Raw genomic sequence first — 12,052 nt, 5'->3', positions numbered from 1 at the left:
GCCGGGTGGCGTTCCACTCCGCTGTTTAACAAGTGTGCGACAGATTAGTAAGTAAGCGGAGCGTTGCTCTGCTGTACAGGCGTCAGCAAAAATCGTAATTCGTAAATCCCTACAATCCCTACAGCTTCTTCATTGTCTCGTAATCACCCACCTTGTGCAGGTAAAGGAAATGGATGAGCAGGCCGTTGACGTTCGTGACCAGCTTATGCGCTTCGGGTAGCGTGGCAATCACCGACGTAATGCGCTCATATTCAGAATCACTTTCAATCTTTTTCAGGTGAAAAGCCATGATCTCGTCGCGGGGCATGGTCTTCTCTACGAAGTAATAATGCATGGCCTCATCGCTGGTGCCGGTGCTGGGAAACCACAGTTGCGGGTTCAGCTTCGTTAGCTCATCAGGGCTGATATCCAGGCCAATTTCCTCGCCTACTTCGCGGGCGGCCGTATCGGTAGGGTCATCGTCGGTGTCGACCATACCGGCCGGGTGTTCATAGGTGTGCGAGCCGTCGGAGATGCGACGCTGACGCACGAGCACCACAAATTTATCGCCCGTCTGGTCGTCGATGAGGCAGACAAGCACCGAAGCGGCGTGCCCTTTCAGGAAACATACCGGCGGAATTTTGTCGCCTTCGGGCGTGTCGGCGTCTACGGTGAGCATGGCAAACAAGACTTCGCCGTTGTGCCGCCTGCGAATGAAATGGTCATCTATCTTGTTGATTGTCAGCCCATTTTTTTCAAGCTGACCTTTCCAGAATTTGAATTTAGGGGCATCTTCTAATGCTTCTGCGCGGTGATTGGCCATAGGGGTAAATGACATTGGCAACGGGTTGTGTCTGATGAACTGCCAGACAAAGGGCACTGTTAGAAAACCAGGCCACAAATTCCCGCCTGTTCTATGCTCTCAAAAATATTGCTTGGCCTGCTGGTACTCCTTGTTGTGGTCTTCCTCGTAGCGCTGCTCATCGGCTACCTCATCTCGGCCCCCAAATACACCGGCCCCGTGTCGGATCATTTCAATGGCAAAACGTTTTTCACGCCCGGCGCCCCCAAACCCCGCGGTCTGATGGACGTGATCAAATGGCAGCTGAACCACGATATTTCTGAACCCTGGCCCCCTTTCCACAACGAAGCCGCCGGGGCCAAACCCGCTGACCGTGTGGCGGTCGATTCGACCAGAAAAGGACCCGTCCGCGTCACCTACGTGAACCACTCTACCGTGCTGCTTCAGTTCGACGGGCTGAACGTACTCACCGATCCGATCTACGAGAACCGCGTCAGCCCGTTCTCCTTCATTGGCCCGGCCCGCAATTCGCCCCCGGGTATTCGATTCAACGATTTGCCTAAAATCGACGTGCTGCTGCTAAGCCATAACCACTGGGACCACCTCGAAATTGGCACCGTCAAAAAACTCGCCAACCGCGATCACCCCCGCATCTATTGTCCGCTGGGCGTAAAAGCATTTCTGGAAGGCGAAGGCGTTAGCAACATAACGGAGTTGGACTGGCAGCAAACCGCCCCGATAAACGATCAAACCACCCTCCATTGCGTGCCTGCGCAGCACTTTTCGGGGCGCGGCATGTTCGACCGTGATGCTACACTATGGGCGGGTTATATACTTGATAACAAGCACGTTGGCAAGCTTTACTTCGCGGGTGATTCGGGCTATGGGCCGCATTTTAGGACCATTGGTCAGCAGTTTGGCCCGTTGCGGCTGGCGCTGATTCCTATTGGTGCCTATAAACCCAACTGGTTTATGTCGCCGGTGCACATTGGCCCTGCCGAAGCCGTGCAGGTGCATCAGGACGTGCAATCGCAGCAGAGCATGGCCATTCACTTCGGCACTTTTCCCCTTGCCGACGATGGAGAAGGCGAACCCGTCACCGATTTGGCGCGGGCATTGGCCACAAAAGCCATTGACCCTGCCCGGTTCCGGGCGCTAAAAAACGGGGAAAGCGTAAATTTTTAGGCTACGTTCCAACGTTTCCGCCAAAAACGGGGTATTCTTTGTAATACTTATTTGCCACGAGCACCGGAGTTGGTGTTCCCCATCAGCACTATTTTTATGCGTAAGCTTAGTTTAGCATTTGTCGCCGTTTTCGGTTTTGCGGCCTTTTTCCTGTCGTGTAAAGACACATATGTCGATCCGGCAATATCCAATTTTGCGAAAGACACCACCGACATTACCACCTATATCAAGGGTCCAGAATTTTCGGCTTATATCAAGCAGAATAACCTGCCCGTTCAGACGGCAGCCTATGGTGTTAAATACGTGATCACTCAGGCAAACCCAGCCGGAAAAGCACCCGCCCAGGGCGACGAACTGGAATTTTCGTACGTGATTAGGTCATTGGGTGGCACGCGCATCGACAGCACCAAAAAAGACTCGTCAACATACTTTCCGTTTGGCCTGGGTAAAATGCTGGTAGGGCTTGAAATCGGTTTTGGTAAGCTGCGTGAGGGTGAAAAAGCCATTTTCCTGTTTCCTTCCTACGTAGCCTTCGGCGACCGGGTAGTAGGGTCGTTACCCGCCAATTCGCCTGTTCGCTTCGACGTAGTACTAAAGGCCGTGCGTTCTGAAGATGCACAGATTGAAGACTACATAGCCCGCAACAAGCTGAAGAACGTTGAGAAACAATCAACCGGCCTGCGGGTAAGCAAAACGGTAAGCACGACCACCGGTGCCACCCTCACCGACGGACAAAAAGTGACGGTGCGCTATGCGGGGAAGCTGCTTCGGTCGGGCACCGTTTTCGACAATAATTCCGGCAATACATTCGACGTGACCCTGGGCCGCAATCAGGTCGTGCCGGGCTTCGAGGCGGGTATCAAAGCCTTGAAAGTAGGCGAGAAAGGCACCATCATTTTTCCCTCGTCGCTGGGCTACGGCTCCACGGGAGCAGGCCCAATTCTACCGTACACGCCGCTGGCGTTTGATATAGAAATTGTTTCGGCGCAATGACGGGATTAGTAAGAAAAAGGCCCTTGCTGTGAAGCGGGGGCTTTTTTTGTTGGGGGGTGGGGGATTGTTTTCAGGCGAGGGTCTACCCCACCCCCGACCCCTCCCCTTGTTTAAGGGGAGGGGAGCCTTACCAATATACAATTACACATAAGGCTTGCCTTGGGTTGTAAAGTTTTCGAACTCGTCTCCCCTCCCCTTGTTTAAGGGGAGGGGCCGGGGGTGAGGTAGACCCTCGCCTGAAAACAATCCCCACCCAAACTACCCCCTAAAACCGCCACCGTACCTGCATCTTCATCTCTGTTTTGTGCGGGGAATTGATCAGGTCCAGGCCAGAGCCAATGTCGGGTTGGTTGAGCAGGTCGGTGCGGGCGTAGCGGAACCAGATATCGAGGTGCTGATTAAGTTGATACCGGGCCAGGAGGTAATGCCGAAACCCCTGATCGGCGTAGGCGGGAAAGGAAAAGGCGTAGAGCACATCGCGTTCGTAGACGTACTGCCGACTGTCGTAATCGTCGGTGCTGAAGTAGGCTACGCGGCCACTCAAACTCAGTCGACCGCGTTCGTAGGTGGCATCCTGCACTACGGCAAACCCCTGCGAACTCGTTGGCGACGAGGTATATCCGTACAAACCCGCCTGCAACCGCGACCGCAACGTCAGCCCCGGCGCGGGCATCCATTCGGCGGTGAGGGCCAGGCTGCGGCGCACCGTGTTCACCACTTCTTTAGGTGTCAGCTTACTATTGGACGGAACGCCGCCCGGACGGTTCTTTTCCTTGTGTTCGTCATGAAAAATCAAGGCGAAATGCGTCTGCCGATCTGGTGAGTATTGCGCCGACAGGAGGTAATCGAATCCGCCGGAGGGCGCATCGATGAGGTATTTCCACCACGGAAACCGGAACCAGTCTACAAAACCGCTGAGGGTAAAAGTCCGGTACAGGCTGTATTTCACGCCACCGTACACGCCCGTTTCGTTGATTGTCTTGCCCGCTTCGCCAAAAGCATTGGCGTAGAACGAGTGAAAGTTACGGTCGTAGTGCCGGACCAAAAACGCCACGTCGACCCGCCGCCCCAAACTGGCCAGCACCCCACCCACGGCCCCGATACCCCCGCTGTTCAGCACCGACCCGCTGCTGTGGGCTACCTCGCCGAAGAGGTTCATACTCCGCCACGCGTAGCTCCCGTGCAGGCCCACCACCCGGTTTTGTTTGCCCGTAAACTCATACTGATTGTAGGTCTGATCACGCTTCTTCAGTGTCTTGTCAAATGTCGTTTGCAGCACGCTGAGGCCTATTTGAAGGCCGTTTCGGTGGAAATGCAGGTGTCCGCCCAGGTTTGTTTCCAGCACCGAGCGCAGGTCGAGCAAATCCGTCGGGGTCTGGTGCAGGCCCGACGTGCCGAAGGAACTAACCACGTCTTCGTCGGCGGCGGTAGCCCCTGTAATCACGTTGCCGTCGCGGCGGTTGCGGGCGGCCAGCAGGGTCAAATCCAGGTTGGGCAGCAGGGCATAGGTGGCCGAGAGGCCGCGCAGGTAGCCGTATTCGGTGAGCGAGGTATAGGGTCGCGCCCCCAGCGTGGGCCTGCGCACGGTCAGGATGGTCTCGGCGTTTTTGCCCAGCGAGAAGCCCGACGAAAACACCAGCCCCTGCCCCACCTGCTGCTGAAAATCGCCGATGATCACGTTTCGCCAACGGCCCCGGTTCTGAACCTGGGCGTGAAACGACACAAAGTCAGGGCCATACTGCCGCGTATTGGAGTTCCAGCGAAATACCTCGCCGGGGTCCTGTTCCACCGTCACACCCACGCTGTAGACGCCCGGCCTGCTCTGGCGAAAACGACCGTACCACTGTCCCGGACTGCCCAGATACCGCAGGGGCAGCTTACCTTTTGAGTCAGGCGTGGCGACCGAAAACCCCTTCTGCTCTTCCAGAACGCGTTCGTAGCGCAGCATCAGGTAGTTGTCGGTGGGGGCGGGCAGATCGGCGGTGAGGGTACCGGCGCGGGTGGTGGCAAAGGGTCTGATCCGCCCAATCGTGACCACATCGAAGTCGGGCACGGCCTGCAATTCCGCCACGGCCAGCAGGTCGCCGTAGGTGGTGCGGTAGCTGATGAGGTTGTTGATCTGCCGTTCGGAGAGCAGGTAGGTGGCCGCCAAGTCGTCGTGGGTGGCGGTGTTCAGGTCGAGTGGGTTGGCGTAAAGCTGCGCCAGGTTGTCGAACACGGCCTGGTAGTCAGCGCCATCGGTCTGCACGGGAAACAGGTCCTGAAACAGCCGCGTCAGGGCCTCGTCGGGGCGGACAGAACCGGGTATTTTGGCGAGGGGTATGGGCGGGGAAAACTGTGCCGTGGCGGCGTGGGCAAAAAGGCCCAATAGACCCAAAACAGGGTATAACGTTCGTCTCAAAAGCAGGTAGGTTTCGGTAGGTCGCGAAAACTACGGCAGGTGACGTAACAAGTCAAGCGAGTAACTGAAAATCAGCCGGTTTGCTACGGCAACCGGCAACAAGTAACCAATGCACTATTTCTTACAGGATGGTTAGTTGAACAAATTGCACTTATACCAGTGTGATACGCTTCTACGCGCGAAAACAGATTAATAAATTGTAAATAACTGTTTTTCAGTGTAAGATTTCGTACCTTTGCGGGAAAATTAGCCGGTGCTGTTCCTGACAGGAAACGCACCCTTTCAGGCACTTCTGACATCGTATGCAATCCATCCGCAATATTGCGATTATCGCCCACGTTGACCACGGCAAAACCACGCTGGTCGACAAGATTATTCACGCGTCGAAACTTTTCCGCGAAAACCAGGAATTCCAGGACCTGATTCTCGATAACAATGACCTGGAGCGTGAGCGTGGCATCACCATTACGTCGAAAAACGTATCGGTGCGCTACAAAGACGTAAAGATCAACATCATCGATACCCCAGGCCACAGCGACTTCGGCGGTGAGGTAGAGCGTGTACTGAAAATGGCTGATGGCGTCTGCCTGCTCGTCGATGCCTTCGAAGGTGCTATGCCCCAAACGCGTTTCGTACTGGGCAAAGCCCTGACGCTTGGCCTGAAGCCCATTGTGGTGATCAACAAGGTTGACAAAGAAAACTGCCGCCCCGACGAAGTACACGAAGAGGTGTTCGACCTGATGTTTAACCTCGGCGCCACCGAAGATCAACTCGATTTCCCGACCGTTTACGGCTCATCGAAGCAGGGCTGGATGGGTCCCGACTGGAAGACACCAACTACCGATATCACCTATCTGCTCGATACCATCGTGGAGCACATCAAGCCCGCGCCGGTAGTAGAAGGCACCCCCCAAATGCAGATCACCTCGCTCGACTATTCGGCCTTCGTGGGTCGGATCGCCATTGGCCGGGTGTCGCGGGGTACACTGAAAGAAGGTGCCAACATGGCCCTTGTGAAGGTTGGGGACGTGGTGAAACGCGTAAAAATCAAAGAGCTGCAAACGTTTGAAGGCCTCGGTAAAGTAAAAGTTGCCGAAGTTCCCTGCGGCGACATCTGCGCCATTACGGGCCTGGAAGATTTCGAGATTGGCGACACGGTTACCGACCTCGAAAACCCCGAAGCCATTGACCGGATCGCCGTTGACGAGCCGACGATGAACATGCTGTTCACGATCAACAACTCGCCGTTCTTTGGTAAGGAAGGTAAGTTTGTGACCTCGCGCCACCTGCGTGACCGGCTCTACAAAGAGATTGAGAAGAACCTGGCCCTCCGCGTAGAGGCCACCGACAGCGAAGACCGCTTCCTGGTGTTTGGCCGGGGTATTCTGCACTTGTCAGTACTGATCGAGACCATGCGTCGCGAAGGGTACGAGTTGCAGGTAGGTCAGCCGCAGGTGCTGTATAAAGAAGACGAGAACGGTCAGAAGCTGGAACCCGTTGAAACTCTGGTGGTTGATGTGCCCGAAGAGACCGCCGGTAAGGTGATTGAACTGGCTACGCAGCGCAAAGGCGAACTGCTGATTATGGAACCGAAAGGCGACCTGCAGCACCTTGAGTTCGAAATTCCGTCGCGGGGCCTGATCGGTCTGCGCTCAAACGTGCTCACCGCTACCTTTGGTGAAGCCGTGATGACACACCGGTTCAAGAGTTTTGAGCCCTATAAAGGCGCCATTCCTGAGCGGATCAACGGGTCGTTGATCTCGATGACGAGCGGTTCGGCTACGGCCTATTCGATTGACAAACTCCAGGATCGGGGGGTGTTCTTTATCGATCCGGGCGAAGAAATTTATGCCGGCCAGGTTATCGGTGAGCACAACCGCCAGAACGACATTGTTGTTAACGTACAGACCGCCAAGCAGTTGACCAACATGCGGGCGTCTGGTTCAGACAACAACGTGAAGATTGCCCCCAAGATTCAGTTCTCACTGGAAGAGTCGATGGAGTATATCCAGAAAGACGAATACCTCGAAGTAACGCCGAAGTCGATGCGTATCCGTAAAGTATTCCTCGACGAGAACGAGCGGAAACGCAACGCGAACAAGTTCGCGATGGCGTAAGAAAGGTTTAAGGTCTAATGTCTGAAGTCCAATGTTGGCTGGCGCAAGCGTACTGCTCTCGCGCCAGCCAACATTGGACTTTAGACATTAGACCTTAAACTAGTTTAAAACATTACCCCCACCCTTACCGCCAGCCGGTTATATACCCGGCTTTCGTCGCGGCTGATGTCGTTCCATTGCAGGGGCTTTTGAGCTTGTACAGCCTGCCGTTTATAGCTTAGCGACAGCACAAAAGCACCTTTTCCGGGCTTACCCAGGCGCATGCCGATGCCGGGATTCACCATCAGGCCACCCTTAACTTCGTTATTGGTGCTGGATTTGTTAAGCCAGTTAAGACCGTAGCCAGCGTCGGCAGAGACAAATACCCGTACGTTTTTATCGTTGGGTTTGGTCAGGTCGTAGCGCAGCCCCGCCCCCACGGGCAGCAACAGCGCCGCCGAATACCAGTCGACGGCTACCACACCACCCACAGCCAGCCGCGGGCACACCTGCACCCCGTTGAAGGTCTGGATCGTCAGGCTGAGCTTGTTATCGACCTGTTCGTCGCCGCTACCATTCCAGGTGTTAACGGCGTAGGCCACGCGCCCAAACAATCCACCCAATTCGGTATAATTCACAAACGGACGGCCCTGTTTCGTTACCGGAAACTGAGCCTGGGCAGCAGCCATACTGCCCAGTAGTGCCCACAGGCACAGCAGCATTCGGTTGGATAGCATATCAGGTCAGGCTTGGACGGGTAACGGGCAGCTTACTCAACAGGCGCAACCGACCGGCAGAAGTGTATTCATACTGGTAGAAGCCATCACGGCCAATGAGCAGCAGTGTTTTCTGCCCCGAAACGCCCCCCAACGGAATCACATCATAGGCTTGTACATCCTCGATATACTGCTGCAGATTCTTGTCGATCTGCATGGGGTCGGCGGCGTTGAACGACTTGATACCATAGGCCCCTTCGCAAACGAACAGGTTCGGAAAATCGACGCCAAGGCCATACGGGCTGCGCATGGGATAGCTTTTCAGGAGTTTAGGATTGGTCAGGCTGGTGATGTCGACCACGTCCAGTTGATTGCTGGCCCCGCCGCAACCCCCACCGCCCCGCAGGGTAACGTAGGCCGTGTTGTCATTGACCACCACCGGGTCGCAACGACGGGCATGCTGAAACACTGATAGTTGCTTTGGCTGCGCCGGGTTGGTATTGTCATAAATGAGCATGCCCGTCTGCGATCCCAGAAACAGCTTGTCTTTGTAAGGAAAAATCGTTTCGATGCCCCAGCCCATGTTGATGGTGTTGCTGAGCGCAGGTGCAGCAGGCTTGCTGATAGTAAACAGCTTCATGTCCGACTGCCCCACGGCATAGAGGTAATCGTTGTAAAGCGCAAACCGGGCCATCGAGCCACTGGTGCCATTGGTGCTGCCCGTTGATGAAGCATCTTTGGCGACCGATGCAAACTGAAAACTCATGACATCGGTGCGCCACCCGGCTGTGGCTGTTGGGGTAGCTTCGCAGTTTGTTTTTAGCGTTTGCGTCACGTAGTCCACACGCTGATCAGAAATGATGTCACTGTTGCTGGCAGCGTTGTAATACCACCAGCCCCCGTCGAACTGCCCCTGCGTAAACACGTTTTTCGACCGGCTTACTTCGTGAATGTCGGCGAGGTTACTGATGTCGAACGTGACCAGGTCCATGTAGCTGTCGGCATACAGGAAATTGTTGCGGATGGCGATGTCGCCGTTGCCGGGAATACTGATGAAAGCCAGCGCCTTGGGGGCCGACGGGTTGCGGTTATCGATGACGTGGATACCCTGTTTCAACTCGTTGATGAACAGATAGCCGTCTTTGGTGTAGAGCTTACCGGGGTTAACCATGCCACGGGCTTTGTCTACGCCTACGCCCAGCCGTACCTGCGTGGTGGTAAGCGAAACTGGCGTAAACTGCCGGAACGTGCGGGTTTCGGTGCATTGATCCGTACACGACGAGTCGATCCAGATCAGGGGCAGCAGGCAGAGGAAGTAGATCAGTTTTTTCATGGTAAAACACTCATAATGAGGAGCTATTAACGTTTCTTAACGGCATGACTCTCAGCGCCGATCAACCGTTGTAATCAGGCACAAAAAAAATCACCCGGCAGCAAGGCCATCGGGCGATTCGGTCCTACACAAAATGTTGTTGATTAAAAATGCTTGTCTACGCTGAAGCTGACGCCCATGTTCTGCGGCAAGGCCTGAATGCCTACTTCCGGGCGGGTAATCGATTGAAGGCTGTGCTGGAACGTACCCGCCAGCGAGGCCGACCATTGTTTGCTGGGCCGGAAACGGAGTCGCATGCCAGCAGTGCCCGCCACCGTCAGCGGCCGGTATACGCCATCCTGTGCTTTCACAGTTACGGCATCGGCTACGGTGTTGCGCACAAACAAATTCGAGACCATACCCGTAATGAGCGCGAGACCAAATTTGCGGCGGGGGCGCAGTTCATAACTCAGTTGTACGGGTACCTGCACAAACTGGTAGCTGTTGCTAACCGACTGACTAACCGTTCGATCATAGCTTGTGCTGGCTACAGTAGCATAGCGCTGAGCAGCCGAGCCATATTGTATGTCGGCGCTAGAAGCTATCGACTGGTTGGCACTGTTGCCTACCAAATCGGTGTAGAGCGTTGGTGCATTGACAGCCGTAGTTTTCTCGGTCGACAAGGCCGTTGCGCGAACCGGACTCTGCACGGTTGACTGTCCGCTTAAATAGCCCACGCCGGTTTCTACGGTCCAACGCTCAGACAAGGGTACGCCCACATTAACCTGCGTGGCAACAGCCCGCCCGGCATGACTATTAATGGCCAGGGCAGGCACGGGAACATTGCCCACCATCAGCGCATTGGTTGGCGAATTGTTGGTGTAGGCCAGGCCACTCACCGCCCGCAAGGCCACCGACGGGTCAAACGACGAAGCCACTACCCCCGCCGATACCCAGGCTTTGGGCCGGGCCTTGCGGGCTGATTTTGGGTCTGTGTCCAGTGACTTTTCTGAAACCGGCGACTCCGGCGAAAACCAGACAATACGGTCATTACCCCCTATGCGCAGCGGTACGGTTCGAATAGCCAATCGTTCGGGAATCATTGCGCTTTTCTCAAACAAGGTCTCGTGTTCATCAACGACGATGGGGGTTGCTGAGGCCTTAGCCGATGGCATGACGTTCACACCTACCGGAATAGCCACACCCGCTGGAATAGTCGATACGGGAAGTAGGGCAGGTTGGTTGCTCGATTGAATAAACGTGTGCTGCATAGACCGAGAAAAGGCCACTGTTGTCTCTGAACCTTGCGTTGGCAGGCCCGAAAAAGAACGGGTAGGCCCGGCGGGGCGAACAGCTGGTTCGTTGGCCGACCGCATGGTTTGCTGCACAGACATCTGCACCGAAATAGCTACCGTTTCTGTCTCGTTATTCTGCCTATCGGCAACAGGCGAAACCGGTTCACGAGGCACACTTACCGAAGCCACAGCGGCGGCTTTTTCGTTGGCAATCACCCCGACCCCGGCAGGAGACACAGGCCGGATAACTTTAGCGGCCTCCCCCACCCCCTTTCTGGTCACCGCATACTGGTTCGGCTGGTCAACAGGTTGGTGGTTTTCAGGCTTAACAGCCGCCATTGGAACCGTGGCCTGACCCGCCGCCGAGGGGCGATTTTTCGACGCTACAGCATTGTTAGCCAGCACCTTATCATCGGCAACACGCAGGCTCCACCAGCCGATCAGTGCCAGCAGACAGGCCGCCGCTACGCCCGCCGCCCAACGGCCAAACATCGCCGTGTGGGTAGGGGCATGGGGAATCAGGGGCAATACGCCGTCTTCATCGTCAAGGTCAAGCTGGCGCTCAATACCGCTCCAGACGCGGGCGGGGGGTGCCTCGCTCGCGTCCTGGAAAGCCGCTGCCCAGCGGCTATCGGGCGTACCCGACGGCGGCGGTGCACCGGGGCCACCCGCAGGCGGATTGTTGGAAGAAAAAGCGTTGGAACGATTCATTGCGAATAGTCAGTACGAATAGGTTGATCGTCCAGAAGTTTCTGTTGAAGGAGACCTCTGGCCCGGAAAAATTGTGATTTCGATGTGCCTTCCGAAATACCCAGCAAGGCGGCTATTTCGGGATGGGTGTAGCCTTCTATGGCATACAGGTTAAAAACGGTTTGGCAGCCGGTGGGTAAATCCTGCACCAACTGGAGCAAATACTGGTAATTGAGCGTGGGCAGCACGTCGGCGTTTTGCGGCAAAAAATTCGCCACCTCGTCAACGTCCGTCATGTGCTCAAAGGGTTTGTTTTTCCGTAGGTGCTTGAGGGCGGTGTTGATGGCAATGCGCTTCAGCCAGGCCTCCAGCGGACATTCGAACCGAAATTGGTCCATATGCCGAAACACTTTCACAAACGAGTCCTGCAAGACGTCGGCAGCTTCGTCGGGATCTTTTACGTAGCGTTTGCACACGGCAAAGAGCTTTCCGGCAAACCGCTCATAAAGCAGTCGCTGCGCAGCGCGGTCCTGATTCCGGCATCCGTCTACAAGCGTTCGTTCATCCAGCATACTGTGTAGGT

At 55.5% G+C, this 12,052-nt stretch carries 9 protein-coding genes; 3 read left to right on the top strand and 6 right to left on the bottom strand.

The window, feature by feature from the left end:
* Positions 1 to 118: 118 nt before the first annotated feature.
* Complete coding sequence (locus J2I47_RS11825) at positions 119 to 802, bottom strand: NUDIX hydrolase (RefSeq protein ID WP_207364791.1); 684 nt, start codon at positions 800 to 802, stop codon at positions 119 to 121.
* A gap of 93 nt (positions 803 to 895) precedes the next feature.
* Between J2I47_RS11825 and J2I47_RS11820 the strand changes: the two genes are divergently transcribed.
* On the top strand, positions 896 to 1,966 hold the full coding sequence (locus tag J2I47_RS11820; RefSeq protein ID WP_207364790.1) for an MBL fold metallo-hydrolase: 1,071 nt from the start codon (positions 896 to 898) through the stop codon (positions 1,964 to 1,966).
* Between the two features lie 96 nt (positions 1,967 to 2,062).
* On the top strand, positions 2,063 to 2,959 hold the full coding sequence (locus J2I47_RS11815; RefSeq protein WP_207364789.1) for an FKBP-type peptidyl-prolyl cis-trans isomerase: 897 nt from the start codon (positions 2,063 to 2,065) through the stop codon (positions 2,957 to 2,959).
* Positions 2,960 to 3,224: 265 nt separating this feature from the next.
* Here the strand turns inward: J2I47_RS11815 and J2I47_RS11810 are convergent, their stop codons facing one another.
* A complete protein-coding gene (locus tag J2I47_RS11810) occupies positions 3,225 to 5,360 on the bottom strand; it encodes a ComEA family DNA-binding protein (RefSeq protein WP_229374537.1) in 2,136 nt (711 codons plus the stop codon).
* Positions 5,361 to 5,662: 302 nt separating this feature from the next.
* On the opposite strand from J2I47_RS11810, the gene typA reads away from it, so the two are divergent.
* Positions 5,663 to 7,477 carry a translational GTPase TypA gene (gene typA, locus J2I47_RS11805; protein ID WP_207364788.1) on the top strand — a complete coding sequence of 605 codons (1,815 nt, stop codon included), beginning with the start codon at positions 5,663 to 5,665 and terminating at the stop codon, positions 7,475 to 7,477.
* Positions 7,478 to 7,581: 104 nt separating this feature from the next.
* Here typA and J2I47_RS11800 read toward each other — a convergent pair whose 3' ends face one another.
* From J2I47_RS11800 to J2I47_RS11785, 4 genes are all read right to left on the bottom strand, one after another.
* A complete protein-coding gene (locus J2I47_RS11800; protein ID WP_207364787.1) occupies positions 7,582 to 8,193 on the bottom strand; it encodes a hypothetical protein in 612 nt (203 codons plus the stop codon).
* 1 nt (position 8,194) lies between these two features.
* Positions 8,195 to 9,505 carry an LVIVD repeat-containing protein gene (locus tag J2I47_RS11795; RefSeq protein ID WP_207364786.1) on the bottom strand — a complete coding sequence of 437 codons (1,311 nt, stop codon included), beginning with the start codon at positions 9,503 to 9,505 and terminating at the stop codon, positions 8,195 to 8,197.
* 143 nt (positions 9,506 to 9,648) lie between these two features.
* Positions 9,649 to 11,490 carry a hypothetical protein gene (locus J2I47_RS11790; RefSeq protein WP_207364785.1) on the bottom strand — a complete coding sequence of 614 codons (1,842 nt, stop codon included), beginning with the start codon at positions 11,488 to 11,490 and terminating at the stop codon, positions 9,649 to 9,651.
* The gene (locus tag J2I47_RS11785) at positions 11,487 to 12,041 is read right to left on the bottom strand and encodes an RNA polymerase sigma factor (RefSeq protein ID WP_207364784.1); all 555 of its coding nucleotides are present in this window, start codon (positions 12,039 to 12,041) and stop codon (positions 11,487 to 11,489) included. The genes J2I47_RS11790 and J2I47_RS11785 overlap by 4 nt, the downstream gene beginning before the upstream one ends.
* Between the last annotated feature and the right edge of the window lie 11 nt (positions 12,042 to 12,052).

It is taken from the genome of Fibrella rubiginis (assembly GCF_017353185.1).
GTDB lineage: Bacteria > Bacteroidota > Bacteroidia > Cytophagales > Spirosomataceae > Fibrella > Fibrella rubiginis.
The sequence above is the reverse complement of the archived record's forward strand: the minus strand, read 5'-3'. Positions and strand labels throughout refer to the sequence as shown.